Origin of the sequence: Actinoallomurus sp. CA-150999 (genome assembly GCF_050942425.1) — a bacterium.
GTDB lineage: Bacteria > Actinomycetota > Actinomycetes > Streptosporangiales > Streptosporangiaceae > Actinoallomurus.
In genome coordinates, this window is record NZ_CP192063.1 from 1,343,582 (window position 1) to 1,368,248 (window position 24,667).

Sequence of the window (24,667 nt, forward strand, 5' to 3'; positions counted from 1 at the left end):
CACCCTGCACGCTCAAGCCGACTTGAGCGCAAGATGGCGGCATGGGAGACGAGCGCTACTCGATCAGTCAGGTCGCCCGCTGCTTCGGCATGCCGGTATCGACGCTGCGTTACTACGACGACCTGGGCCTCCTGCCGGCCGCCGAACGCCGGGGGAACGTCCGCCACTACGGCCAGGCGGAGCTGCGCCGGCTCGCCCTCATCCGGCGTCTGCACCAGCACGGCCTGGTCAGCCTGGCCGACACCGCCACCCTGATCGGCGACGACCCGGATCGGCCCTCGGGGCGCGACGTGCTGACCGGTTCGATCACGGCGATCGAGCAGCAGATCGATCACCTGCGGAGCGCTCAGAAGCTCCTCGAGCACCTGCTGACCTGCCCGAAGGCCGACCCGGTCCGCGAATGCAGCCAGCTGCGCGCCGAACTCGGCCAAGCCGTCGACGAAGCACTCGCCTCATTGATCATCTAGCCATTGATCATCAGCCATCCCAGGATGCGGGATTCAGGGTGCGGGGGCCGGAGCGTCGAGGCGGTCGAGCACCGTGTTGCGGACCTGCTGGAAGATCACCGAGGTGCGGAAGCCGGCGACCTCCCGGCGCGTGCTGAGCCGGTCGACCAGGACGGCGTGCAGGTGCTCGAGGTCCTGCACCGCGACGTGCAGGAGGAAGTCGTCGTCGCCGGAGATGACGAACACGCTCAGCACCTCCGGAAGCCGGGACGCGAAGTCCTTGAACGCGTCGATGATCGGTCGGCTGGGCACCCGCAGCTTCACCGAGACGAAGGCCTGCACGCCCCGGTTCAGGGCGGGGAGGCTGATGTCGGCGTGGTAGCCGCGGATCACGCCGCGGCGGGTGAGCGTGCGCACGCGTTCCAGGCAGGTCGACGGCGCGATGCCGAGCCGGCGGGCCAGCTCGCGGTTGGACTGCCGTGCATCCGATTGGAGAAGGCGCACGATTTCAACGTCGAGTTCGTCCATGGCCGGATTATGCACTCCAATTCCGGCCGAACGTTCGGTGGAAGGCCGGATCCGGCGATCGTATGGCTACCGTCGAGGCGAATCACCCATCAGCGAGGAGGACGACGTGACGCTGCCGACGCGGAGCCGGACGGCGAGGCCGGTCGCCGACGTCCCCGAGCACCGCCTGGGCCTGGCGCAGGGCACCGCGCTGTTCGTCGGGGCCGTCCTGGGCCCTGGAGTGCTGGCCCTGCCGCAGCTGGCCGCCGTCGCGGCCGGGCCCGCCTCGATCCTCGCGTGGGCGGCGCTCCTGGCGCTGAGCGCGCCGGTCGCATTGACCTTCGCGGCGCTGGGGGCGCGGTTCCCCGACGGGGGCGGGGTCGCGTCCTTCACCGCGCGGGCGTTCGGGCCCCGGACGGCGGCGGTCGTCGGATGGTGGTTCTACGGCATCGTCCCGGTGGGCACGCTGGCCGGTGCGCTGATCGGCGGCGACTACGTCGTCGCGGCCGTCGGCCTGGACCGCTCGTGGGCCGTGGTGGTGGCGATCGCCCTGCTGGCGGCCGCGTTCGTCACGAACCACGGCGGCCTGCGCATGTCCGGCCGGGTGCAGCTCGTGCTGGTGTGCGGGCTGGCCGCGCTGCTGGCCACCGCGATCGTCGCGGCGGGCCCGCGGTCGTCGTGGGGGAACTTCACGCCGTTCGCGCCGCACGGCGTGCTCGGCGTGGTGCACGCGGCCGGGGTGCTGTTCTTCGCCTTCGCGGGGTGGGAGGCGGCGAGCCACCTGTCAGGGGAGTTCGCCGACCCGCGACGCTCGATGCCCCGCGCCACCGCGCTGACCCTCCTCATCGTCGGCGTCCTCTATCTCGGGCTGGTCGTCACGGTGATCGGCGTGCTCGGCGGCCGGGCCGCCACCTCACCGGTGCCGCTCGCACTGCTCCTGCAGGAGGGACTCGGGGACGGGGCCCGCGTCGCCACCGGAGTCGTGGCGGTGATCCTCAGCTTCATCGCGATCAACACGTACGTCGCCGGCGGGGCCAGGCTCGGGGCAGCGCTGGCCCGCGACGGCGCCCTGCCCGCGCCGCTGGCCCGCGGATCGGCGGCCGGGCAGGTGCCGCACCGCAGCCTCGGACTGCTGGCGGCTCTCACGGCCCTGGTCACCGCCGTCGCCGTTCCGTACGGGCTCGGCCTGGACACCCTCATGCGGGCCACGGCGGCCTGCCTGGCCGCCGTCACGGTGGTCGGGACGGCCGCCGCCGTCCGGCTCCTCACCGGCCGCGGCCGTACGGTGGCCGCGGCGGCGACCGTCTTCACCGGCCTGGTGCTGCTGTCCTGCGCGGCCTACCTCCTCGTGCCCGCCGCCCTGGCCGTGGGCGGCGCCCTGGCCGGTCACCGGTCCGGTCGTGCCGAGGAACGCGCCGGCGGATGACCTCCGGTCATGGCGTGCCGGTGAGGTTTTGCAGCACCTCGTAGACCTGCTGCGTGGTGGGGGGACCGACGGGGAGCGGCCGGGTGGCGGCCTCGGTGCGCAGGCCGTCGAGGAGGAAGGCGACACTGCGCCGCCAGGCGTCCGGGGCCGCGTCGGCGGTGGCGCGGGCCAGCAGGGCGTTGGCGCCGAAGGTGAACGCGAGGTCCGCCCCGGTGAAGTCGGGGCGTAGGGAACCTGCGCGGTGGGCCCGCTCGATGATCCGCTCGGCGGTGTCCTTCGCCCGGCCGCAGACGGTCATGAGGCCCTCGGCGCCCGGGTAGCGGCCACTGACCACATCGGCGACCGCGGGATCGACGGCCTGCAGTTCGCAGAGCTTCTCGATGTAGTACGCGAACCCCTCCCAGGCGTCCTCGAAGGACAGGGCCTTCTGGGCGACCTCGTCGAGGCGGTCCGCCGCCAGGTCGGTCACCACCTCGTCGATGAGCGCCTCGCGGCTGCCGAAGAGGTTGTAGAGAGTGCCGTGGCTCACGCCGGCCCGCCGGGCGATCTCCTTCAGGGGCACGTGGAGGCCGCGTTCTTGGAAGAGCTCGGCAGCGGCTGCTCGCAGCTTCTCCGCGTTTCGTTGCGCGTCGGCCCGCATCCGGTGGTTCCTCCTGGTCCTGGCGTGGCGTTCCCCATGATCGCACCTCCCCGCCGAGCGAAATTTGACCCGGGGGTCAACTTCCATGCTAGCGTTGGGACTCAAGTTGACCGCTGGGTCAAGATAACTGAGGCAAGGAGCAGCCCCATGTCCAAAGTGATCGCCATCTTCGGCGCCGGCACCGGTCTCGGTGTGTCCGTGGCCCGCCGCTTCGGGCGCGAAGGCTTCCGGGTCGCCCTGGTGGCACGCCGCAAGGACCGGCTGGACGCGCTCGTCGAGCAGCTCGCCGGCGAAGGCATTGAGGCGGCCGCCTTCTCCGCCGACCTGTCCAAGCCCGACGAGGTGCCCGTTCTGGCCGCGGCCATTCGCGACCGCTTCGGCCGGATCGACGTCGTCGAGTACGGGCCGATCGGCGGCGAGCAGGGCTTCACCCCGGCCGCCGAGCTGGACGCGGCCACCCTGGAGGGGCTGATCCCGCTGTTGCTGCTCACCCCGGTGGAGGTGGTCCGCGCCGTGCTGCCAGAGTGGACCGAGCGCGGCGACGGCGCCTTCCTGCTGACCCAGGGCTACTCGGCGGTGCAGCCGATGCCCCACCTCAGCGGTGTCGGCCCGGTCATGTCCGCCGCCCGCAACTACCTGTACTCCCTCAACGCCGAGCTGGCCGACACCGGCGTCTACGCCGGCACTCTCTCCATCGGGGCCATGATCGCCCGCAGCGAGATAGCCGAGGTGGCCGTGGCCGCCTCCGAGGAGCTCGCGGCGTTCCCGGTCGTCGACCCGGACGACCTCGCCGCGTACTACTGGGACATGTACACCAAGCGCGACCGCGTCGAGCAGCTCCACCCCGAGCAGCCCACCGCCGGATAACCCGGCAAACGCCCCCCGGGGCTCATCGGGCATCAGGCCCGGGCCTCCGGGCCGAACCAGCGGGCCAAGGCCTCGCGGAGGCCGGTCTCGTCGTCGCCCGCCCAGGCGACGTAGCCGTCCGGCCGCACGAGGAGCGCCGTCGCGGGCGGCGTGCCGGTCGGGGCGGCCGTGACGACGTCGACGCGGCCGGTCCAGCCCCGGGCCGCCTCCCGTACGGCCGTGCCGTCGGTGAGGTCGAGCAGGACGGGTCGGCCGGCGTGGAACAGGTCCCCGGCCGGCCGCTCGCCGTCCGCGGTCTTGACGGTCAGGTCGGGAAGGAATCCGCCGGTGAGGGGATGGGGCCCGGCCAGGTCGTAGCGGACCTCCAGCGCGCTGACCATGTTGCCCAGGTGGCGGTTGACGGGCTCGAGCTCCATCAGCTCGGTGAACATCTCCCGCAGCGGCGTCAGCCGCGGGTCCGGGTTCATGAGCGCGACCTGGGCGCGGGTGTTGTGCAGGACGCGTGCGGCGACGGGACGTCGTTCGGACTCGTAGGTGTCCAGCAGACCCTCGGGCGCCCGGCCGGTGACGGTCGCCGCCAGCTTCCAGCCGAGGTTCACCGCGTCCTGGACGCCGAGGTTGAGGCCCTGGCCGCCGAACGGCGAGTGCACGTGGGCGGCGTCGCCCGCGAGCAGGACCCGGCCGCGGCGGTAACGGTCGGCCAGGCGGGTGTTGTCGGTGAACCGGGACAGCCACTGAGGCGTTGCGGGGAGCTCGACCTCGCGGCCGACGACGCGCCGGATCGAGTCGGTCATCTCCCGCTCGGTCATCGGGGCCGCGCGGTCGGCGGGCGGTCCGTCGAACTCCACGGTCAGCACCCGGAACGGCGTGATCTGGACGACCCCGCCGGCGGTGCGGTGCCATCCCATCCCCGGGTCCTCCAGCAGCGCGGGCACGTGGACGTCGGCCAGCCGGCCGGTGATCGTCGGGTCGGTGCCAGGGAAGGCGAACCCCGCGAGCCTGCGGACGGCACTGCGCCCGCCGTCGCAGCCGACCAGGTACGCCGCGCGAAACACCCGCTGCCCGTCCGGGCCGTCGGTCTCGACCGTGACCCCGTCCTCGTCCTGGGTCACCCCGGCGACCGCCGCCCCGCGACGGATCTTGGCGCCCAGCTCGACGGCGCGCTCGGCGAGCACCGCCTCGATCGCGGCCTGTCCTGACGCGAGGAGCCTCGGGTACCGGGTCCGCAGGCGATCGAGCCGGATCGTGCGGATTCCCGCGAAGTGCGCGAGCGCGATCGGCGATCGGCCGGCCGTGCCGCCGGTCCTGCCGGAGCCGGGAAAGCCGCCTCGCTCCTCGAAGCGCTCCACGAGGCCGCGCAGCTGCACCGTCTCGATGCTGCGGGGGTGCAGTCCGAACGCCTTCGAGTACGGGACCGGCTCGAGAAGCGGGTCGACGACGAGCACGTCGATGCCGCGCAGCCGCAGCTCGGCGGCCAGCATCAGCCCGACGGGCCCGGCGCCGGCGATGAGGACCTGAGTGTCCACGGGGGGCTCCTTAACTTGTTAAGTGACGGGCATCAGATTCCCCTTAACGCGTTAAGCTGTCAACTCGGACAAGGAGGGAACTCATGGCGATCGACCGGGACCACGCCGTCCGTACGGCCCTGCGCCTCCTCGACGCCGAGGGCCTCGACAAGCTGTCCCTGCGCCGGATCGCCGCCGAGCTGGACGTCCGCGCGCCGGCGCTGTACTGGCATTTCGCGAACAAGCGCGCCCTGCTCGACCACATGGCCGACGTGATCCTCGCACCCGCCGTGCCCGCGCTCGCCGGGCCCGCCCACCCGGACGAATGGCCGCAGTGGCTGCTGCGGACCGCCGAGCTCCTGCGCTCGACGCTGCTCGCGCACACCGACGGCGCCCGGGTCGCCCTCGGGGCGAACCTCATCCGAGCGGTCGCCCTCGGGATGTTCGTCGAACGCACCGCCGAGGTCCTGCACGGCGCCGGCTTCACCCTCCGCGACGCCTCCCGCGCGGCGGGCTCCTTCTCCTGGTTCGTCGTCGGCCGCACCGTCGAGGAGCAGTCGCTTCCGGAGCTCGACGCCGCCGAGACCGAACAGGCTCGGACGCTCTTCCCGACCATCGCCCGTGCCTCGGCCGAATGTGCCACCAGCGACACCCGGGACGAGGCCTTCCGGTACAGCGTCCAGATCATGATCGCCGGGTTGCGCACCCTCCGGAGAGAGGCGGCGGACAACGCGGCCGAACCCGGCCGGGAGGCGCCCAGGAGCCGCACCCCGTGATCACGTGACGTTTCGCGCCGGTGCTCGCCGACCGAAACGGATGACTCAGTCGGCGACGCGCGCGCCCAGGCGCTCCGGCGCGTTCTCCTCGACGAAGCGTTCGAGATCGGGAAGAGGCAGGCCCGGCGGCGGTGTCACCACGAGCCGGTCCACGCCGAGCTCGGCGTACGCGCGAACGGTCTCCGGGTCGAGGCGGCGTGCGGGGGTGACCGACACGTGGAGCCGCCGGCCGGTCTCCTGTTCCGCCGCCCGCAGGGAGTCGAGCTGAGCGGCGGTGGCACGCAGGCCCAGCATCCAGCCGTACCAGCCGTCGGCGAGGCGGGCCGCGCGCCGGTGCGCCGCCGCGCTGTTCCCGCCCACGACCACCGGCACCGGGCGCTGCAGCGGGCGAGGATGCGCGTCGACCTTCGCGAAGTCGACGAACCGCCCGTGGAAGGCCGGTTCCGGGGACTCCCACAGGGCTCGCATCGCCGCGAGATACTCCTCCGCGCGCTGTCCGCGCCCGGTCGGCGGCACGCCCAGGGCGCGCAGCTCCGGTTCGAGGTAGCCGATCCCCAACCCGAAGATCAGCCGCCCGCCGCTGAGCACGTCCACGCTCGCGAGCTGCTTGGCCAGGATCAGTGGATCGCGCTGGGGGAGGATGACCACCCCGGTGGCCAGCCGGATGCGGGTGGTGTGCGCCGCCGCGAAGGCGAGCGCGACCAGCGGATCGAGCAGGGGCGCATCGGGATCGAGCGGTGACGACTCGGTTCGCGGAGACGGAAGCACCACATGGTCGGCGGCCCAGAGCGAGTCGTAGCCGAGGCGCTCCGCGAGGGCGGCGACGCGCGCGGCGCCGTCCCGGCCCGCGGCGGAGTGGCCGTTCGGGGCGTGCAGCCCGATCGTCGGATCCATGGCGACTCACGCTAGGACGGGAGCGCGGCGGACGACCAGCGACGATCTCGCATGCCCGCCATCCCGTCGGCGCATGGGCGGCCTCGGCGCCGGAGGCGTCCGCGGAGAAGACCGACGGCCCTACCGGGAATCCCGGCAGGGCCGTCGACGTATGTGTACCGATGTGTGGGTCGCCTCTCGGCGAAAGGCACAACGCGGCTCCAGCCGAACGGTATTCCGCGAAGGCAGAAGGTGAGGCCCGGGGACACCAGGCACATCGGCCACGTGAAATGTAACGGGGCGAGTAGCGGCATTGTTCCCGAACGGCCAGATTTCTCCGCGATGAGTCCACGACCCGCCGGTCCGGGCGGCTCATCGCCGCCGAACGCGGGGGAGGACTCCGGCGGGAAGCGCCGACCTACCACCGGCGGCCCGCCCGCGAGGCCCTGGACGGGCATCCGCACCGCGGCGACCACCGGTCCGCCCCGCAGGGCCGACCCCCGGGGCCGCTCACTCCCGCTGGATGTTGGCGTCGTCGCCGGAGACGACGAGCATGCCGTCGATCTCCGCCAAGGTCGTGGCCAGCTCGTTGACCGACCCGGTGCCCTGCACGGACAGCCAGACCGAGACGATCCGGGGATCGTGCCCCTCGTCGCGTTGGTCGATCGACAGCTCGCTGACCGTGAAACCCCGGTTGGTGCAGTGGGCCATGGCCTCCCGCAGCGTGCCACGTCCGCCGAGGTAGGCGAGCCGCAGCCGGGAGGGCGCGTACTTCGACCGGGGCAGCCGCGCGGCCAGCGGCGTCAGGCCGAATATCACCAGGAAGTGCCCGGCGGTCACCAGCACCGCGAGCAGCCAGAGACCGGCGCCCGCGGCCATCCCCACGGCGCTGGTCAGCCACACGATGGCCGCGGTGGTGAGTCCGCGCACCACGTCGCGGCGGACGAAGATCAGCCCGCCGCCGATGAACCCGATGCCGGAGACGATCTGGGCGGCGACCCGGGACGGATCCAGGGCGACGTGCGCGCCCAGGACATCGGTGAATCCGTACTTCGACACCAGCATGATCAAGGCCGAGGCGAAGCCGACGAGGGTGTGCGTGCGCAGGCCGGCGCTCTTCTGCCGGATCTCGCGTTCGAGCCCGATCGCGGCCGACAGCACGAGCGCCAGCACGAGCTCGCCGACCTGCACCCATCCTTGCCCGGTCGGCTGCCCGAAAAGCGCCGGCGTCATCACCTCAGGCTATTCCGGTGCCTCAGAGCGGTGGTCGGTCACCCTTGAGGCTCCGGGTGCCGTCACCTCATGGGCTGCGGCTGCTCGGCCGTCGGGATGATCACGGCGGTGCACTCGGGGCAGCGTCGCGCCGCCAGGGGGATCTTCATCGTGCACTCGGGGCAGTCGCGCTCGGTCTCCGCCTGCTTCCGATCGAACAGCTGCAGCAGGCGCGCGACCGGCAGCACGATCATGAAGTAGACGACCGCCGCGGAGATGAGGAAGGACAGGGCCTGGGTGAGGAATGCGCCGTAGGTGAACTGGGTCTTGCCGGCGTGGAGCACGAGGTCGTTGAAGTTGGGCGTCCCGCCCACGAGGGACAGCAGCGGGTTGATGAAGGAGTCGACGACGCTCTTGACGAGGTTGCTGAACTGGGTACCGATGACCACCGCCACGGCGAGGTCGATCAGGTTGCCGCGCAGAATGAATTTACGAAAGCCGCTCATCACGGCACGCACGTTACCGATACTTGACGATCCCGCCGAATGTGATCGTTCCACTGTGGAACGTACCGCCCGTACGGACCTGCGGCGGGCCCGTACGGGACGGCGGGAGGGTCAGCGGTCGGCGGCGACGGTCTCGGCGGCGGTGGGTTCGGCCGCGCCGGCCCGGCCGTGGCGGACGAATGCGGCGATGAGCACGACGGCGGCGACCACGACCGACCACAGGACCTGTGGCCGCCCGCTGTCGTCGAACAGCATCGTGATGAGGATCGCGGCGATCCCGGCGACCGTGGCGATGGTCAGGTACGGGAACAGCCACATGCGGACGAGCAGCCGGTCGGGCGCCTCTCGTTCCAGGCGGCGGCGCATCCGCAGCTGCGACACGGCGATCACCGCCCACACGAAGAGGGCTACGGCGCCGGAGCCGTTCAGCAGGAAGAGGAAGACCGTGTCCGGGCTGGTGTAGTTGAAGATCACCGCGAGGAACCCGAACGCCACCGACACCCAGATCGCGACGTGCGGGACGCCGCGTGCGGTGGTGGCCTTGAAGACCTTCGGCGCGTCGCCGCGCTCGGCCAGCGAGAAGGCCATGCGTGACGCCGTGTAGAGGCCGGAGTTCAGGCAGGACAGGACGGCGGTGAGGACGATGACGTCCATGATGGTGCCCGCCCCGGAGATGCCGATGTTGTCGAGCACCGCGACGTACGGGCTCTGCTTGACGCTGCTCGCGTTCCAGGGCAGCAGGGTGATGACGACGGCGATGGACCCGAGGTAGAAGACCAGGATCCGCCAGATCACGCTGTTGACGGCGCGGGTGACCGCGCGGCCCGGGTCCTTCGACTCGCCCGCCGCGATCGTGACGATCTCACTGCCCATGAACGCGAAGACCACGGTCAGCAGGCCGGTGATGACCGCGCCGTACCCGTGCGGGAAGAAGCCGCCGTGCCCGGTGAGGTTGGTCATGCCGACGGTGTGGGTGCCGGGCAGCAGCCCGAAGATGGCGAGCACGCCGAGCACGATGAACACGCCGATCGCGATGACCTTGATCAAGCTGAACCAGAACTCGAATTCCCCGTACGAGCCGACGGAGAACAGGTTCGTCGCGGTCAGCAGGGTCATCAGGAGCAGCGCCAGGAGCCACTGCGGCAGCTCGGGGATCCAGCCGTGCACGATCTTCGCGCCGGCGGTCGCCTCGACGGCGAGGACCACGGCCCAGAACCACCAGTACAGCCAGCCGATCGTGAAGCCCGCCCAGCGGCCGATCGCGCGGTCGGCGTACGCCGAGAAGGAGCCGGTGTCCGGCGACGCGGCGGACATCTCGCCGAGCATTCGCATCACGAGGACGACGAGCAGGCCGGCGATGCCGTACGAGACGAGGATCGCCGGACCGGTCGTGTGGATCCCGGCGCCGGAGCCGACGAACAGTCCCGCCCCGATGACGCCGCCGATGGCGATCATGCCGACGTGGCGGTTCTTCAACCCCTTCTGGAGGCTTTGATCGGCCATGTACCCCTCCTGTCGCTATGCGTGTTTGAAGCGTTACACCGCGAGCTCAGAGGAGCTTAAGTGGTGACTGGGGGACAATGTCCGGCTCAGGCACGATTAAAACCCGCCAGGCGCGATCTTCGAGCCTGGCGGGAGCGATCCTGGAGGTCGTCAGGTCTCGGGCTGCTCCGTCAGCGGCAGGAGCACCTGGAAGCGGGTGTCGCCCGGCTCCGACGTGACCCGCAGGTCGCCGTGGTGGCGGTTCACCACGATCCGCCAGGAGATGTCCAGCCCGAGGCCGGTGCCCTCGCCGACCGGTTTCGTCGTGAAGAACGGCTCGAAGATCCGCTCCCGCTGGTCTTCCGGAATGCCCGGACCGGTGTCGCAGATCTCGACGAGCGCCTGGTCGTTCTTCCGGCTCGTGCGGATCGTGAGCGTCCCCTCGCCCTTCATCGCGCCGAGCGCGTTGTCCACGAGGTTGGTCCAGACCTGGTTGAGCTCGCCGGCGTACGCCGGGATGTGCGGCAGCGACCGGTCGAACTCCTTCACGACCCGGACGTTCTTCCCGATCTTCCCCGACATCATGATCAGGGTGGACACCAGGCCGTCGTGCACGTCCACCCACTGGAACGGGGCCCGGTCCATCTGGGAGTACTGCTTGGCCGCGCCGACGAGCGTGGAGATCCGGGTGGTGGCGTCCTCGATCTCGCCCATCAGCGTCTCGGTCTCGACCGCGTAGCCGAGCCAGCGCAGGGCCGTGCCCAGATGCTCGGTGCCGACCGCCTCGCGCACCTCGTTCAGGCGATCGACCGTGATGCCGGCCGGCGCGAAGACGGCGGCGAGGTCCCAGCCGTCGGTGACGCCGTGCTCGTCGAACCAGTCGGTGAGCTCGTCCTCCCGGTCGGCGGTCTGCATCGCGGTCAGCTCCGGCGCGTCGGCGATCTGCTTGACCATGACCTCCTGGACGTCGATGAGGCGTTCGAGCAGGTCGGGGTCGATGGCGTTGCGGGCGAGCAGCGCCAACTTGTGCCGCATCCCCGCCACGCGCTCCCGCAGTGAGGAGGTGGCCCGGACGGCCGCGGCGGCCGGGTTGTTCAGCTCATGGGTCAGCCCGGCCGACAGCGCGCCGAGCGCGAGCAGCCGCTCCCGCCGGCCGACGGTGGCGTCGATGTTGCGCCGCCCGAGGAACATCCCCTCCAGCAGGTGCGCCGCCATCGGGAACCACGCGATGAAGCGTTCGCCGAACTCCGCGGTCGGCAGCGTGAGGGCCGTCATGTCGGTGACGGCGTACACCGAGGCGCCATAGCCCTGCTCGCGCCGATCGGTCATGTAGAACTGGGTCGCGCCGAAGTACGATCCCCGCTGCTCGCTCCGGACGACCTCCACCTCGTCGCCGTGGACCATCCGGCACATGCGCAGCGTGCCGGACAACAGTACGTAGAAGCAGGTCGCGGGCTCGCCCTCGGCGATGACCTGAGCTCCCGCCTGGTAGTGCTCGATGGCCGCGTGCTCCGCGATCCACGCCACCTGCTCATCGGTGAGCGCCTCGAACAGGAAGAGGGTCCGCAGCTCGGCAGGGGAGAGGGATGCAGTGGTCAACGTTCCTCCAGGTACCGATGCACGAGCGCGACCGCCATCGCGCCCTCGCCGACGGCCGAGGCGACACGCTTCACCGATTGCGAGCGTACGTCACCGGCGACGAAGACCCCGGGTACGGACGACTCCAGGTAGAGCGGATCGCGGTCGAGGGTCCAGCCCTGGGGGCGGTGGCCCTCGCGCAGCAGGTCCGGCCCGGTGCACACGAAGCCGTGGGAGTCCCGGAAGATCGAGTCGCCGAGCCATTCCGTACGGGGCGCCGCGCCGATGAACACGAACAGGTGGTTCGTCGGCAGGGTCTCGGTGGCGCCGGTGCTCGCGTCGCGCAGCGTCACCCGCTCCAGATGCTCCTCACCCTCCACGGCCTCGACCGTGGTGCACACCCGGACCCGGACGTTGTCGATGGCCCGGAGCTGCTCGATCAGGTAGTACGACATCGAGCGTTCCAGGGCCGGGCCCCGTACGAGGAGGTTGACCGTCCGGGCGTAGCGGGAGAAGAACACCGCGGCCTGGCCGGCGGAGTTCGCCCCGCCGACGATGTAGACGTCCTCGCCGCTGCAGGACTGGGCCTCGGTCGACGCGGAGCCGTAGTACACGCCCCGGCCGGTGAGGCGCTCGATGCCCTCCGCCTGCAGGGCCCGGTAGGACACGCCCGTCGCCAGTACCACGGCGTGCGTGGCGATCTCCGAGCCGTCGCCGAACGTGATCACCCGGGCCGAGCCGCGGACGGTCAGCCCGACGACGTCGCGGGCGGTGAGCACCTCGGCGCCGAACTTCAGCGCCTGCCGCCGCGCGCGGCCGGTGAGCTGCGCGCCGGAGACGCCGTCGGGGAAGCCGAGGTAGTTCTCGATCCGGGAGCTCTGCCCGGCCTGGCCGCCGGTGGCCTTCTTCTCGACCAGGACGGTCCGCAGGCCCTCGGACGCGCCGTACAGGGCGGCCCCCAGCCCGGCGGGACCGCCGCCGATCACGACGAGGTCGTAGAACTCCGCGGCCGGTTCGGTCGACAGCCCGACGGCGGCGGCGATCTCCGAGCCGGTCGGGGCGCGCAGCGCCTTGCCGTCCGGCGTGATGACCACCGGGATCTCTTCCTGGGTGGCGCCGGCCGCGTCCAGCAGCCGGCAGGCCTCGGGCTCGTCGACGGAGTACCACCGGTAGGGGACCGAGTTGCGGGCCAGGAACTGGCGCACCTCATACGACGGCCGCGACCAGCGGTGCCCGATGAGCTTGGTCTCCTCGACCGGGCGGTCGCCGACGGCGTGCCAGGTCTCCACCAGCGCGTCCACCACCGGGTACAGCTTCTCCTCCGGGGGGTCCCAGGGCTTGAGCAGGTAGTGGTCGACGTCCACGACGTTGATCGCCTGGATCGCGGCGTCGGTGTCGGCGTAAGCGGTGAGCAGGGCGCGCCGGGCGTGCGGGAACAGGTCCATCGCCTGCTCCAGGAAGGCGATGCCGTTCATGTTCGGCATTCGGTAGTCGGCGAGGATCGCGGCGACCGCGTCGCCGCGCAGCTTGATCTCGCGCAGGGCGTCCAGGGCGTCGGCACCTGAGTCTGCCCGGACGACGCGGTAGTCGGTTCCGTAACGTCGCCGCAGGTCACGGGCGACGGCACGGGAGACCGAGGGATCATCGTCGACCGTCATCAGGATGGGCATGCTCATAGCCCGAATCATTCCAGCTCATCGCTTTCCGGACGAGGCTTCCGCTGGCCGGGCCGGGCCGGTCCCACCTCGGTCCGCGGCCGGACATGCGATACGTGATGGGCCCGCCGCGCTGGGCGACGGGTTACGGACACGCCGCCCGAGGTGAGGTCTTTATCACCGTACGGTGATGGTGCCGATATCCAGCGTCATCTCTCCACGTCGACTCATGTCGGCATCTGTTGCCAACTGATTATCCAGAGTCACCCACGTACCCATCGTTACCTGTGGTAGTTATTTGGCTTCCCTCCGAGATAACGGTCTCGCGAGATCCCCCGCTCGCCTCCCCCCTGAATCACGATCTCCTGGAGTATTCGTGACCGATCGTTCCAACCGCGCCCGTCGCGGCCGTGCGGCAGTGCCGTACGCGGCGATGGACGCGCGCAGTCTGACGACGGCCGCCGTGGTCATCGCGGCCGTCGCGATGGCGGCGACGGGCTGTGGCAAGAGCCACTCGTCGCCGCAGGCCGGCGACAAGGCGGCACCATCCATCGGGAAGCTTCCGCAGACGACGACCTACACGACCGTGAAAGGCCTCGGCCAGGACACCGCCGCCGCCGCGACCGACGGCGCGGTGGTGCACCCGAAGGCGGCCGTGCCGGTCTCGGCCACGGCCGGGGGGCCGCCGGTCGCCGCGCTGCCCAGCACCCAGCTCGGCAGCCCCACCTGGGTCCCGGTCGTCGCGACGAAGCCGGGCTGGGACCAGGTGCTGCTGCCCAGCCGGCCGAACCGCTCCACCGGCTGGATCCCCACCGGGAAGGTCGGCCTGGACACCGCCCGCAGCCCGTACCTCATCAAGGTCGACACCTCGGCGCGCACGCTCACGCTCACCAAGTCCGGCCACAAGCTCGGCAACTGGACCGTCGCGGTGGGCGCCGCCAAGACGCCGACTCCCGTCGGGCGGACGTTCCTGCTGGCCTCACTCGCGCCCGCCAAGAAGACCTTCAGCCCGCTGATCCTGCCGGTCGGGGCGCACTCCGAGACGCTCGACACCTTCGGCGGCGGCCCCGGCACGGTGGCCTTCCACGGCTGGCCGAGCGCGTCGGTGTTCGGCAAGGCGGTCACGCACGGCTGCGTCCGCGTACCCGCGGACGCCCTGACGAAGCTGTCCGAGGTACCCCTCGGCACGCCGGTCGTCGTCACGGCCTGATCTCACCGCCGGAGCGGATCAGTCTCTCCGCCCGGCCGGAGCGGTCGGCGGCGGTCCGATATCCGGCCCGCCGGCCATCTAATCCCGGGCATCGCGCCCGGTCCTCGCCACGGCCCGTCCGGGCACTGTGGCATGCCTTTTCCGCATCGAAGGAGTTTCACTCGTGCGTTCGACACGTCTGGCCGCCACTACCGCGGTCATCGCCGGTGCGCTGGCCGCGCCTCTGGCCCTGACCGGCACCGCCTCGGCCACCGCCGGGACGGGCTCGGCCTATGGCCTGGCCGCCACCGGTCTGGTCAACATCCCGCAGACCCCCGCGGTCACCGCCACCGCCGACAAGAGCCTGGTGAGCCTGCCGGCCAACCCCCTCATCGACGTCAAGGTCCTGCACGTCACCGCCAAGCCCGCCTCCGCCCGCGCCAGCGTGGTCGACCTGAGCATCGCCAAGGCCGCCCTGACCGCCCACCTCGTCACCGCCACCTGCAAGGGCGGCACCGGCACCTCCACCCTGGCCGACGCACGCATCGGCAACCACCGGCTCGCCGCCTACGCCGCGCCCAACAGCGCCCTGAACGTCCCCGTCCAAGGACTGGGCACCGTCGGAGTCACGCTCAACAAGCAGGTCCGCAACCCCGACGGCAGCCTCACCGTCACCGCCATCGAGGTCCGCCTCACCGACGCCCAGACCATCAGCATCTCCTCCGCCACCTGCGCGCGTACCGGCGGCACGCCCACGACCCCGCCCGGCGGCCCGACCGAGACCCCGGTCCCCACCCCGACCGCTCCCGGTAGCCCCACCACCCCGCCGAGCCAGGCGCCCAAGCCCACCCCCGTCCCCAGCAACCTTCCCGTCACCGGCTGACGCCGGCCTGACCGCCGACGGTCTCCGCAGGGACTCGGGGTCCCCGCGGAGACCGTTCGCGCGTGCCGGAGCCGCAAAGCAGGGTAATGCCAGTAAAAGTGACAAAACGTCCCGCCAGAACTACAGAACCACTACTATTTCCCTCCCATGCGCGACCTGGCTCCTGCCCGAACCAGGACGAACATCGCGGCTGAGGCGAGGGGATCGAGATAGAGACGTACGAATGCGTGAGTCGGCAAAAGCGAATCGGTTTCACTTCTTGCCGCTCTAGTCGCCTCTTCGTGCGCCGCTCCGCCGAGGACGTCGCCGCCTTCCGCGCCGAACGGCGCGCTCACGCCGATTTACCGACTATTTGGTGAGTGCGGTCGGACGTCCCCGTTCGTTGCGGGTGGACCGGCCCATGGCTCCCGGATGACCCCGTTCCGATCCAACCGCCGACGAGGACCTGATTCATGTCAGCAAACGTTCCAACCCACGAGCGGGCCGAGCGCCCGCCGATGGACCGGGCCCTGCTCGTCCTGCTGGCCGCGGTGATCGTCACCGGGGGCGGCTGCCTGGTGGCGACGGCCTCGGTCCCCGCCGCCGACCGCGCGGTCGTGGCCGCCTACACCGGGGTCGCCGCGCTCGTCATCTGCGTCGCGCTCACGCTCGCCGCCTACGGACTCCAGACCGCCCGCCTGCTCCGCGACCGGATGGGCGTGATGGAGTCGGACCTCGGCCGGCTCTCCGACCAGACGCTGCCCGCCGTGGTGAAGCGGCTGCGCGACGGCGCGTCCACCGACACGGCCATGTCCGCGGTCGAACAGCCCGGCGACGCCACCCACCGGCGCATCCTCCGCACCCTCGTCGACGAGGTCGGGCGGGGAGAGCGCATGCGCGCGGCCGCGATGACGGCCTGTGCGAACGCCGCCGGCCGCGTCCAGGCGCTGGCCACGAGCATGCTCGCCGACCTGCGCGAGATGGAGAACCGTCACGATGAGGAGGTCCTCGGCGACCTGCTCAAGGTCGACCACGCGACCGCGCAGGCCAGCCGCCTCGCCGACAGCATCGCCGTGCTGACCGGCGCCCGCTCGGGCCGCCGCTGGACCAAGCCGATCGTGATGGAGAGCATCCTGCGCGGCGCCGTTGGCCGAATCAGCGCCTACCAGCGGGTGCGGACGCACTCCACCAGCAGCGTCGCCGTCGCCGGATACGCCGCCGAAGGCGTCATGCACGCACTGGCCGAGCTGATGGACAACGCGACGAGCTTCTCGCCGCCCTCCGAAGAGGTCCACGTGTACGTCGAAGAGGTGTACGCGGGCATCGTGGTCACGATCGAGGACGGTGGCCTCGGCATGAGCGCCGCGGCGCTGGAGCGCGCGGAGCGGGCCGTCTCCTCCGAGTCCCTCGACCTGACGACGCTGTCCGGTACACGTCTCGGCCTCGCGGTGGTGGGCTGCCTCGCCCGCAAGCACGGCCTGACCGTCTCCTTCCGCCCGTCCTCCCGTGGCGGCACCGGCGTGGTCGTCATGATCCCGCGGCAGCTGATCACGCAGGCGCTGGTGACCGTCGAGGGCGCGCCGCGCACCGTCGGCACGGGTATCCGTCAGGGCGTCGCCGAGCGGACCGGTCTGGACGCCGTCCCGGGCGATCTGGCCATTCCCGAGCCGGTCGGCGCCGTCGCCACGCGGGTGGACGTTCCCGTCGAGGCCGCGGCGCCCGTCGGCGCGGACGAGGACATCGCGGTGACGACCGGGCCGCTCAACATCGTCGAGGCCGAAAGCGAGAGCACCACGACCAGTGACGAGATGATCGCCGGACTGCCGAAGCGCCGCAGGGGACAGACGCTCGCGGCGGCGTCCTCCGAGCCGGCCGAGGAACCGAAGCCTCGATCCGCGAAGCCCGCGTCCGACCCCGCAGCCAGGTTCAGCGCCTTCCGCGAGGCCGGACGCCGCCAGCGTACGAGCGATGACGCGCCCGCCTCCGACACGGATGAGGCCTGAACGCCGGGCTCGCCCTGCCAGGCCGGAATGACACGACAAGAGATTGGAGGCAGGGGACGAGTCTCCGGCGCCCGCGCCAGGACCACCGCCCCGAACAACCTATGAAGACCACAGACCGCGATCTCGACTGGCTGTTGGAGAACCTCCTTGAGAGGACGCCCGAGAGCCGGCACGCCATCGTGCTGTCCAAGGACGGGCTGAAGCTCTGCCACACGTACGGCCTTTCCGTCGACCAGGCCGACCAGCTGGCCGCCATCGCCTCGGGCATCCAGGCCCTGTCGTACGGTGCCTCCGCCGAGTTCGGCGACGGCAGCGGCGGGCTCCGCCAGTCGATGACCGAGTTCCACGGCGGGCTGCTGTTCATCGTCGAGGCGGGCGAAGGGGCCCACCTCGCCGTCATCGCGAGCGATGAGGCCGACGTCGGCGTGATCGGGCACAACATGCACGAGCTGGTCGAGCAGCTCGGCGAGTACCTGGTCGCCGCTCCCCGGCAGCCGCAGCAGGGCAGCGCCGCGCGATGACGTCACGGCCAGTCGACAGAGAGGACCCGGACCGGCTCTACATCGTCACGGGCGGGCGTAGCCAGGTCGATGAGAGCTCCATCGACCTGGTCTCTCTGATCGTCAGCGAGTGCGATCCCGCTCCGGGCATGCAGTCCGAGCACGTGAGGATCCTCCGAATGTGCACCAACCCGATGGCGGTCGTGGAGATCGCCGCGGATCTCGGACTGCCGGTCAGCGTGGTGAAGATCCTCCTGTGCGACCTGCTCGACACCGGCCGGATCACCGCTCGCCACCCGACCGCGGCCCCCGCCAAGACCAAACTCCCCGACCCCGCCATCCTGAAGCAGGTGCTCCTTGGACTTGAAAAGCTCTGATCGGGTCACTAGTACGCCGCTGCGGAGCACCGCCAGCAACGGACTGAAGATCGTGATCGTCGGTGGCTTCGGCGTGGGCAAGACGACGATGGTCCGATCGGTCAGTGAGATCCGGCCCCTGAGCACCGAAGAGGTCATGACCCGCGCCGGCGTCGGCATCGACGACGCCGGCGGCGTGCAGGACAAGACCACGACCACGGTCGCGTTCGACTTCGGCCGGATCAGCCTGAACGACCAGATGGTGCTCTACCTGTTCGGGGCTCCGGGGCAGCAGCGGTTCTGGTTCCTGTGGGACCGGTTGTTCTCCGGCACCCTCGGAGCGGTCGTGCTCGTCGACACCCGGCGGGTCCAGGACTCCTGGTACGCCATCGACCGGCTCGAGCACCACGGGATGCCGTTCATCGTCGCGCGCAACGACTTCGGCGGACCGGCGCACAACCTGGAGGACATCCGGCAGGCGCTCGACCTGTCCCCGGACGTCCCGCTGATCGACTGCGACGCCCGCGAGCGCGAGTCGAGCAAGAAGGTCCTGATCACTCTCGTGAACCACCTGTACGCCCTCTCCACCGCGGCAGAAGGCGCCCCATGACCCAGCCGCCGCCGGAGCCTGGGCAGGTGCTCGCCGAGCATCCGGACGCGGTCCCGCTGTACGGGCCGCGCTACCAGGAGGACCCGGCCGAGCTGTTCCGTGAGCTGCGGCGGACGCACGGGCCCGTCGTTCCGGTGCTGCTCGAAGGCGACGTCTTCGCGTGGCTGGTGATCGGATACCGGGAGCTGCACCAGCTCCTGAGCGATCCGCAACTGTTCGCCCGCGACTCGCGCATCTGGAACCAATGGCCGAACGTCCCGCCGGACTGGCCGCTCATGGCGTTCATCGCCTACCAGCCGTCGGTGCTGTTCGGTGAGGGGCCGGACCACCAGCGCCGGGTCGACGCCATCGGCGACGCCGCCGGCGGCGTGGACCAGTTCGAGCTGCGGGCCCGGTGTGAGGAGATCGCCGACGCGCTGATCGACGGCTTCGCCGGCAGCGGCCAGGCCGAGCTCATGACCCAGTACGCCCGCTCCATGCCGGTGATCGCCGTCGCCAGAATGGTCGGCATCCCGACCGGCGAGATCGAGGTCGTCGCCCGGGACGCCATCGCCGTGCTCGACGGCGGCGACGGCGCCGTGGAGGCCTACGGCCGGCTCGTCGCCGCGATGCAGCGCCTCCTGGAGGCCAAGCGTGCGGAGCCGGGCCCGGACGTCGCCTCCCGGATGCTGGCCCACCCGGCGGCCCTCACCGACGAGGAACTCGCCTCCGACCTGATGATCGTCGCGACCGCGGGCCTGGAAGCGACGGCGAACTGGATCGGCAACACCCTCCAGCTGATGCTGACCGACGACCGGTTCTCCCTCACCCTCTCCGGCGGCCGCCAGAGCGTCGGCCAGGCCCTCAACGAGGTGCTGTGGGAGGACGCGCCGGTGCAGAACAGCCTCGGGCGGTGGGCGACCCGCGACACGCAGCTGGGCGGGCGGCACATCCAGGCCGGTGACGGGCTCATCCTCGGCCTCGCCGGCGCCAACGCCGACCCGTACGTGCGGGCCGCCTCGCCGGGAGCCACGCCGGCCAACAACGCGCACCTGTCCTTCTCGCACGGCAGCCACGGGTGCCCGCACCCGGCGCCGGAACTCGCGGAGGTCATCGCCCGTACGGCGGTCGAGGTGCTCCTCGACCGCATCCCGGACGTGATCCTCGCGGTGCCCGCCGAAGAACTGACCTGGCGGCCGTCCTTCCAGTTGCGCGGATTGCTCTCTCTGCCGGTGAAGTTCTCTCCGGTGCCCGCCACGAGGTCGTGATCCGTGGCATCTTCTCTCCCCGGCGCCGGGTCTTGATCCACTAAGCCACGCCCAGCCGCCCGCACTGGACGACCTTCACCACCCCGGAAGGCACCCCATGACCGAGCTCGACCCGACGTACCACCTCCCGGGCCCGCCGTCCCCGATCCCGCCGGACGCCGTCCCGCTGTACGGCCCGCGATACCAGGAGAGCCCGGCCGAGCTGTTCAGCGAGTTGCGGCGGACGCACGGGCCGGTCGTGCCAGTGCTGCTCGAAGGCGACGTGTTCGCGTGGCTGGTGATCGGATACCGGGAGCTGCACCAGCTCATGGGCGATCCGCAGTTGTTCGCCCGGGACTCGCGCATCTGGAACCAATGGCCGAACATCCCGCCCGACTGGCCGCTCATGACGTTCGTCGCCTACCAGCCGTCGATCCTGTTCGGTGAGGGGCCCGACCATCAGCGCCGGGTCGACGCGATGAGCGGTGCCCTCTCTGAAGTGGACCAGTTCGAGTTGCGCGCCCGGTGTGAGGAGGTCGCCGACGCGCTGATCGACGGCTTCGCCGGCAGCGGCGCGGCCGAGCTCATGACGCAGTACGTCTACTCGATTCCGGTGATGACCGTCGCCTGGATGATGGGCATCTCGACGACCGAGATCGATGGCGTCGCCCGGGACGCCGTCGCCGCGCTCGATGGCGGAGAGGATGCCGCGGCGGCCTACGGGCGGCTCGTCGCCGCGATGCAGACTCTGCTGGAGGCCAAGCGTGCCGAGCCGGGCCCGGACGTCGCCTCCCGGATGCTGGCCCACCCGGCGGCCCTCACCGACGAGGAACTCGCCGCGGACCTGCTCCTCGTGGCGATGGGCGGACAGGAACCGACGGCGCTCTGGATCGGCAACACGCTGCACCTGATGCTGACCGACGACCGGTTCTCCCTGACCCTCTCCGGCGGTCGCAGCAGTGTCGGGCAGGCGCTCAACGAGGTGCTGTGGGAGAACGCGCCGGTGCAGGCCGGCCTCGGGCGGTGGGCGACCCGGGACACGCAGCTGGGCGGGCGGCAGATCCAGGCCGGTGACGCGCTTCTCCTCGGCCTCGCCGGCGCGAACGCCGACCCGTACATCCGGGCCGCCTCGCAGGGAGCCGCGCCGGTCAACAACGCGCACCTGTCCTTCGCGCACGGCAGCCACGGGTGCCCGCACCCGGCGCCGGAGATCGCGGAGGTCATCGCCCGTACCGCCGTCGAGGTGCTCCTCGACCGCATTCCGGACGTGATCCTCGCGGTGCCCGCCGAAGACCTGACCTGGCGGCCGTCCTTCCAGATGCGCGGATTGCTCTCTCTGCCAGTGAAGTTCTCCCCGGTGCCCGCCACGAGGTCGTGATCCGTGGCATCCTCTCTCCCCGGCGCCGGGTCTTGATCCACTAAGCCACGCCCAGCCGCCCGCACTGGACGACCCTCAGCCCCGGAAGGCAAGCCCCATGATCGAGCTCGATCCGAACGACCCGACGAACCGTCCCCTGGGCCCGCCGTCCCCGGTCCCGCCCGACGCCGTCCCGCTGTACGGGCCGCGTTACCAGGAGGACCCGGCCGCGCTGTTCCGGGAGCTCAGGCGGGAGTACGGGCCCGTCGTGCCGGCGCTGCTCCAGGGCGACATCTTCGCGTGGCTGGTGATGGGATACCGGGAGCTGCACCAGCTGTTCAGCGACCCCCAGCTGTTCGCGCGCGACCCGCGCATCTGGAACCAGTGGCCGAACGTCCCGCCGGACTGGCCGCTCATCCAGTACACCGCCTACCAGTCGTCGGTGCTGTTCGGCGAGGGGCCGGCCCACCAGCGCCGGGTCGACGCCATCAGCGACGCCCTCTCCGGAGTGGACCAGTTCGAGCTGCGCGCCCGGTGTGAGGAGATCGCCGACGCGCTGATCGACGAGTTCGCCGGCAGCGGCAAGGCCGAGCTCATGACGCAGTACGCCTACTCGATGCCGGTCATGGCCATCGCCGGGCTCATCGGCCTCTCCGTCGGCGAGGTCGGGGACGTCGCACGGGACCTCGTCACCTCGCTCGACGGCGGCGAGGCGGCCATCCCGGCTTACGAGAGGGTCGCCGGCACGATGCAGCGCCTCGTCGGGGCGAAGCGCGCGGAGCCGGGCCCGGACGTCACCTCCCGGATGCTGGCCCACCCGGCGGGCCTCACCGACGAGGAGCTCTTCTTCGACGTGCTCCTCCTCACGCTCGCGGCCCAGGAACCGACGGCGAACTGGATCGGCAACACCCTCCAGCTGATGCTGACCGACGACCGGTTCTCCCTCACCCTCTCCGGTGGCCGTCAGAGCGTCGGCCAGGCGCTCAACGAGGTGATGTGGGAGAACACCCCGGTGCAGAACAGCCTCGGGCGCTGGGCCACCCGTGACACGCAGCTGGGCGGGCGGCACATCCGGGCCGGTGACGGGCTCATCCTCGGCATCGCCGGCGCCAACGCCGACCCGTACGTCCGGCCCGCCTCGGTGGCCGGCGTGCCCGCCAACAACGCGCACCTGACCTTCGCGCACGGCAGCCACGGGTGCCCGCACCCGGCGCCGGAACTCGCCGAGGTCATCGCCCGTACCGCCGTCGAGGTGCTCCTCGACCGGATCCCGGACGTGACCCTGGCGGTGCCCGCCGAGCAGCTGACCTGGCGGCCGTCGTTCCAGATCCGCGGCATGCTCTCGCTGCCCGTCACGTTCGCCCCGGCCTCGGTCGCCACCGGGCCCTGACCCACCACCCGTGAAAGTCCCCGGCGCCGGTCACCGCCGGGCTCTAATCATGCTGTATTTCTCCCGACCAACCGACCCCGACCGACCTCGTATCTCTCCCGACCAACCAACCCCGACCGACCTCCCGGGCTGGAAAGGCCATCAATGACCGAGGCCGAGCCGACCGCCGACGCGACGATCCGGCCCCTGGGGCCGCCGTCCCCGGTTCCGCCGGGCGCCGTGCGGCTGTACGGGTCGCAGTACGACATGGAGAACCCCGCTCGGCTCTACGGCGAGCTGCGGGAGGAGCACGGACCGGTCGTGCCGGTTCTGCTCGAGGGGGACGTGCCGGCGTGGCTCGTGGTCGGCTACCGGGAGGTCCACCAGGCGCTGAACGATTCGGTGATGTTCGCCCGCGACTCGCGCCGCTGGAACCAGTGGCCGAACGTCCCGTCGGACTGGCCCCTCATGGTCCTCGTCGGCTACCAGCCGGGATCGATCCTGTTCAGCGAAGGGGCCGCCCACCAGCGGCGGGCCGAGGTGATGACCGACGCCATGGCGGAGGTCGACCAGTTCGAGCTGCGGTCCCGGTGCGAGCGGATCGCCGACGGGCTCATCGATGAGTTCTGCCTCGCCGACGAGGCCGAGCTCCTGGCCCGGTTCGCGAACCGGATGCCGATCCTGGCGCTCGCCGGGATGTTCGGCCTGCCCGAGTCCGAGGTGCCCAGTGCCGCCGAGGACGTGATCGCCATCATCGACGGCGGGGAGGGCTCGCTCGAGGCGTACCAGCGGTTCGCGGCGACTCTGGGCGGGCTCGTCCAGCTGAAGCGCGCCGAGCCCGGGCCGGACGTCGCCTCCCGGATGGTCCACCACCCGGCCGGCCTGTCCGATGACGAACTCGCCCAGGACCTCCTCATCATGACGATCGCCGGCCAGGACCCCACGGCCAACTGGATCGGCAACACGCTGCGGCTCATGCTGGTCGACGACCGGTTCTCCCTGACCCTCGCGGGCGGGCGCCGCAGCGTGGGTCAGGCGATGAACGAGGTCATGTGGGAGGAGTCGCCCGCCCAGAACACCTTCCGCTGGGTGACCCGCGACACCATGCTGGGCGGCCGGCAGCTCCGCGCCGGCGACGCCCTCGTCGTCTGCTTCGCCGGCGGGAACTCCGACCCCCTGGTACACCCGGACCTCGGCACCGGCGCGGAGAGCAACCACGCCCACTTCTCCTTCGGCCACGGCGACCACAGCTGCCCCTACCCGGCGCCGGAACTCGGTCAGGTCATCGCCCAGACCTCCGTGGAGGTCCTCCTGGACCGCCTTCCGGACGTACGCCTGGCGGTGCCGCCGAGCGAGCTCGAATGGCGGCCGTCCTTCCGGGTCCGCGGCCTGACCTCGCTGCCGGTGAGGTTCTCCCCGACGATTCCCGTCGGCGCCTGACGGGGAGCCTGAGGCCGGTCAGTCCAGCGGGATCCGCAGGGCGACGCTGCCGCGCAGGTCGAGCCAGGCCGCCGTCGGCGTGCGGACCATGCGCAGGACCACCTCCTCGCAGCCGGGGCAGCGGGCGACGAGCCCCGGCGCGTGGGTGTAAACCCGCAGGTCCGCGACCGGGCCCGTACGGCCGCAGCTCGCGCACCGGGTGTCCGCCGTGGTGACGTCGAAGGTGAAGATCTCGCTCAGCGGGCCGGCGAGCGCGTTGCCGTCCTCGTAGTCGTCGATCAC

At 71.2% G+C, this 24,667-nt stretch carries 24 protein-coding genes; 14 read left to right on the forward strand and 10 right to left on the reverse strand.

Features of this window, described 5'->3' with window-relative positions:
- Positions 1–41: 41 nt before the first annotated feature.
- A complete protein-coding gene (locus ACQP2O_RS06435; protein ID WP_433180799.1) occupies positions 42–467 on the forward strand; it encodes a MerR family transcriptional regulator in 426 nt (141 codons plus the stop codon).
- A gap of 33 nt (positions 468–500) precedes the next feature.
- Here ACQP2O_RS06435 and ACQP2O_RS06440 read toward each other — a convergent pair whose 3' ends face one another.
- Positions 501–974: an Lrp/AsnC family transcriptional regulator gene (locus tag ACQP2O_RS06440; RefSeq protein WP_433180801.1), complete on the reverse strand. Its 474-nt coding sequence runs from the start codon at positions 972–974 to the stop codon at positions 501–503.
- A 106-nt stretch (positions 975–1,080) separates the two neighbouring features.
- Between ACQP2O_RS06440 and ACQP2O_RS06445 the strand changes: the two genes are divergently transcribed.
- A complete protein-coding gene (locus tag ACQP2O_RS06445) occupies positions 1,081–2,379 on the forward strand; it encodes an APC family permease (protein WP_433180803.1) in 1,299 nt (432 codons plus the stop codon).
- Positions 2,380–2,386: 7 nt separating this feature from the next.
- On the opposite strand, the gene ACQP2O_RS06450 is transcribed toward ACQP2O_RS06445, so the two are convergent.
- Positions 2,387–3,019 carry a TetR/AcrR family transcriptional regulator gene (locus ACQP2O_RS06450; RefSeq protein WP_433180805.1) on the reverse strand — a complete coding sequence of 211 codons (633 nt, stop codon included), beginning with the start codon at positions 3,017–3,019 and terminating at the stop codon, positions 2,387–2,389.
- Between the two features lie 147 nt (positions 3,020–3,166).
- On the opposite strand from ACQP2O_RS06450, the gene ACQP2O_RS06455 reads away from it, so the two are divergent.
- On the forward strand, positions 3,167–3,886 hold the full coding sequence (locus ACQP2O_RS06455) for an SDR family NAD(P)-dependent oxidoreductase (protein ID WP_433180807.1): 720 nt from the start codon (positions 3,167–3,169) through the stop codon (positions 3,884–3,886).
- Between the two features lie 32 nt (positions 3,887–3,918).
- On the opposite strand, the gene ACQP2O_RS06460 is transcribed toward ACQP2O_RS06455, so the two are convergent.
- Positions 3,919–5,412 (reverse strand): FAD-dependent monooxygenase, encoded by a 1,494-nt coding sequence (locus tag ACQP2O_RS06460; protein ID WP_433180809.1) that lies wholly within the window; start codon positions 5,410–5,412, stop codon positions 3,919–3,921.
- A gap of 83 nt (positions 5,413–5,495) precedes the next feature.
- Between ACQP2O_RS06460 and ACQP2O_RS06465 the strand changes: the two genes are divergently transcribed.
- Complete coding sequence (locus ACQP2O_RS06465) at positions 5,496–6,167, forward strand: TetR/AcrR family transcriptional regulator C-terminal domain-containing protein (RefSeq protein WP_433180811.1); 672 nt, start codon at positions 5,496–5,498, stop codon at positions 6,165–6,167.
- Between the two features lie 45 nt (positions 6,168–6,212).
- Here the strand turns inward: ACQP2O_RS06465 and ACQP2O_RS06470 are convergent, their stop codons facing one another.
- From ACQP2O_RS06470 to ACQP2O_RS06495, 6 genes are all read right to left on the reverse strand, one after another.
- The gene (locus tag ACQP2O_RS06470; RefSeq protein WP_433180813.1) at positions 6,213–7,061 is read right to left on the reverse strand and encodes an LLM class F420-dependent oxidoreductase; all 849 of its coding nucleotides are present in this window, start codon (positions 7,059–7,061) and stop codon (positions 6,213–6,215) included.
- A 489-nt stretch (positions 7,062–7,550) separates the two neighbouring features.
- Positions 7,551–8,273 carry an MgtC/SapB family protein gene (locus ACQP2O_RS06475; RefSeq protein WP_433180815.1) on the reverse strand — a complete coding sequence of 241 codons (723 nt, stop codon included), beginning with the start codon at positions 8,271–8,273 and terminating at the stop codon, positions 7,551–7,553.
- Between the two features lie 62 nt (positions 8,274–8,335).
- Positions 8,336–8,758 carry a large conductance mechanosensitive channel protein MscL gene (gene mscL / locus ACQP2O_RS06480; protein ID WP_433180816.1) on the reverse strand — a complete coding sequence of 141 codons (423 nt, stop codon included), beginning with the start codon at positions 8,756–8,758 and terminating at the stop codon, positions 8,336–8,338.
- A 111-nt stretch (positions 8,759–8,869) separates the two neighbouring features.
- Positions 8,870–10,261 (reverse strand): amino acid permease, encoded by a 1,392-nt coding sequence (locus ACQP2O_RS06485; RefSeq protein WP_433180818.1) that lies wholly within the window; start codon positions 10,259–10,261, stop codon positions 8,870–8,872.
- 150 nt (positions 10,262–10,411) lie between these two features.
- Positions 10,412–11,839 (reverse strand): ATP-binding protein, encoded by a 1,428-nt coding sequence (locus ACQP2O_RS06490; protein ID WP_433180820.1) that lies wholly within the window; start codon positions 11,837–11,839, stop codon positions 10,412–10,414.
- On the reverse strand, positions 11,836–13,494 hold the full coding sequence (locus tag ACQP2O_RS06495) for an FAD-dependent oxidoreductase (RefSeq protein WP_433180822.1): 1,659 nt from the start codon (positions 13,492–13,494) through the stop codon (positions 11,836–11,838). Before ACQP2O_RS06495 ends, ACQP2O_RS06490 begins: the two co-directional genes overlap by 4 nt.
- 355 nt (positions 13,495–13,849) lie before the next feature.
- Between ACQP2O_RS06495 and ACQP2O_RS06500 the strand changes: the two genes are divergently transcribed.
- The 10 genes from ACQP2O_RS06500 (at position 13,850) to ACQP2O_RS06545 (ending at position 24,385) form a co-directional block, all read left to right on the forward strand.
- Positions 13,850–14,683, forward strand: a complete 834-nt coding sequence (locus tag ACQP2O_RS06500; RefSeq protein WP_433180824.1) for a L,D-transpeptidase — start codon at positions 13,850–13,852, stop codon at positions 14,681–14,683.
- A 163-nt stretch (positions 14,684–14,846) separates the two neighbouring features.
- Positions 14,847–15,545: a choice-of-anchor P family protein gene (locus ACQP2O_RS06505; protein ID WP_433180826.1), complete on the forward strand. Its 699-nt coding sequence runs from the start codon at positions 14,847–14,849 to the stop codon at positions 15,543–15,545.
- Between the two features lie 452 nt (positions 15,546–15,997).
- Positions 15,998–17,527, forward strand: coding sequence for an ATP-binding protein (locus tag ACQP2O_RS06510; RefSeq protein ID WP_433180828.1), 1,530 nt, complete (start codon positions 15,998–16,000; stop codon positions 17,525–17,527).
- 101 nt (positions 17,528–17,628) lie between these two features.
- On the forward strand, positions 17,629–18,048 hold the full coding sequence (locus ACQP2O_RS06515; RefSeq protein ID WP_433180830.1) for a roadblock/LC7 domain-containing protein: 420 nt from the start codon (positions 17,629–17,631) through the stop codon (positions 18,046–18,048).
- On the forward strand, positions 18,045–18,404 hold the full coding sequence (locus ACQP2O_RS06520; RefSeq protein WP_433180832.1) for a DUF742 domain-containing protein: 360 nt from the start codon (positions 18,045–18,047) through the stop codon (positions 18,402–18,404). The genes ACQP2O_RS06515 and ACQP2O_RS06520 overlap by 4 nt, the downstream gene beginning before the upstream one ends.
- The gene (locus ACQP2O_RS06525; RefSeq protein ID WP_433180834.1) at positions 18,385–18,993 is read left to right on the forward strand and encodes a GTP-binding protein; all 609 of its coding nucleotides are present in this window, start codon (positions 18,385–18,387) and stop codon (positions 18,991–18,993) included. Before ACQP2O_RS06520 ends, ACQP2O_RS06525 begins: the two co-directional genes overlap by 20 nt.
- Positions 18,990–20,240 (forward strand): cytochrome P450, encoded by a 1,251-nt coding sequence (locus ACQP2O_RS06530; RefSeq protein ID WP_433180836.1) that lies wholly within the window; start codon positions 18,990–18,992, stop codon positions 20,238–20,240. The genes ACQP2O_RS06525 and ACQP2O_RS06530 overlap by 4 nt, the downstream gene beginning before the upstream one ends.
- 97 nt (positions 20,241–20,337) lie before the next feature.
- On the forward strand, positions 20,338–21,597 hold the full coding sequence (locus ACQP2O_RS06535; protein WP_433180838.1) for a cytochrome P450: 1,260 nt from the start codon (positions 20,338–20,340) through the stop codon (positions 21,595–21,597).
- A gap of 97 nt (positions 21,598–21,694) precedes the next feature.
- On the forward strand, positions 21,695–22,966 hold the full coding sequence (locus ACQP2O_RS06540) for a cytochrome P450 (RefSeq protein ID WP_433180840.1): 1,272 nt from the start codon (positions 21,695–21,697) through the stop codon (positions 22,964–22,966).
- A gap of 144 nt (positions 22,967–23,110) precedes the next feature.
- The gene (locus tag ACQP2O_RS06545) at positions 23,111–24,385 is read left to right on the forward strand and encodes a cytochrome P450 (RefSeq protein ID WP_433180841.1); all 1,275 of its coding nucleotides are present in this window, start codon (positions 23,111–23,113) and stop codon (positions 24,383–24,385) included.
- 18 nt (positions 24,386–24,403) lie between these two features.
- Here the strand turns inward: ACQP2O_RS06545 and ACQP2O_RS06550 are convergent, their stop codons facing one another.
- On the reverse strand, positions 24,404–24,667 hold the full coding sequence (locus ACQP2O_RS06550) for a DUF6510 family protein (protein ID WP_433180843.1): 264 nt from the start codon (positions 24,665–24,667) through the stop codon (positions 24,404–24,406).

Coding starts and splice junctions, on each gene's coding strand:
- ACQP2O_RS06510 (WP_433180828.1), top strand. CDS start 15,998: ATGTCAGCAAACGTTCCAACCCACGAGCGGGCCGAGCGCCCGCCGATG.
- ACQP2O_RS06530 (WP_433180836.1), top strand. CDS start 18,990: ATGACCCAGCCGCCGCCGGAGCCTGGGCAGGTGCTCGCCGAGCATCCG.
- ACQP2O_RS06495 (WP_433180822.1), bottom strand. CDS start 13,494: ATGAGCATGCCCATCCTGATGACGGTCGACGATGATCCCTCGGTCTCC.
- ACQP2O_RS06515 (WP_433180830.1), top strand. CDS start 17,629: ATGAAGACCACAGACCGCGATCTCGACTGGCTGTTGGAGAACCTCCTT.
- ACQP2O_RS06545 (WP_433180841.1), top strand. CDS start 23,111: ATGACCGAGGCCGAGCCGACCGCCGACGCGACGATCCGGCCCCTGGGG.
- ACQP2O_RS06440 (WP_433180801.1), bottom strand. CDS start 974: ATGGACGAACTCGACGTTGAAATCGTGCGCCTTCTCCAATCGGATGCA.
- ACQP2O_RS06450 (WP_433180805.1), bottom strand. CDS start 3,019: ATGCGGGCCGACGCGCAACGAAACGCGGAGAAGCTGCGAGCAGCCGCT.
- ACQP2O_RS06435 (WP_433180799.1), top strand. CDS start 42: ATGGGAGACGAGCGCTACTCGATCAGTCAGGTCGCCCGCTGCTTCGGC.
- ACQP2O_RS06520 (WP_433180832.1), top strand. CDS start 18,045: ATGACGTCACGGCCAGTCGACAGAGAGGACCCGGACCGGCTCTACATC.
- mscL (WP_433180816.1), bottom strand. CDS start 8,758: ATGAGCGGCTTTCGTAAATTCATTCTGCGCGGCAACCTGATCGACCTC.
- ACQP2O_RS06540 (WP_433180840.1), top strand. CDS start 21,695: ATGATCGAGCTCGATCCGAACGACCCGACGAACCGTCCCCTGGGCCCG.
- ACQP2O_RS06535 (WP_433180838.1), top strand. CDS start 20,338: ATGACCGAGCTCGACCCGACGTACCACCTCCCGGGCCCGCCGTCCCCG.
- ACQP2O_RS06485 (WP_433180818.1), bottom strand. CDS start 10,261: ATGGCCGATCAAAGCCTCCAGAAGGGGTTGAAGAACCGCCACGTCGGC.
- ACQP2O_RS06465 (WP_433180811.1), top strand. CDS start 5,496: ATGGCGATCGACCGGGACCACGCCGTCCGTACGGCCCTGCGCCTCCTC.
- ACQP2O_RS06470 (WP_433180813.1), bottom strand. CDS start 7,061: ATGGATCCGACGATCGGGCTGCACGCCCCGAACGGCCACTCCGCCGCG.
- ACQP2O_RS06455 (WP_433180807.1), top strand. CDS start 3,167: ATGTCCAAAGTGATCGCCATCTTCGGCGCCGGCACCGGTCTCGGTGTG.
- ACQP2O_RS06475 (WP_433180815.1), bottom strand. CDS start 8,273: ATGACGCCGGCGCTTTTCGGGCAGCCGACCGGGCAAGGATGGGTGCAG.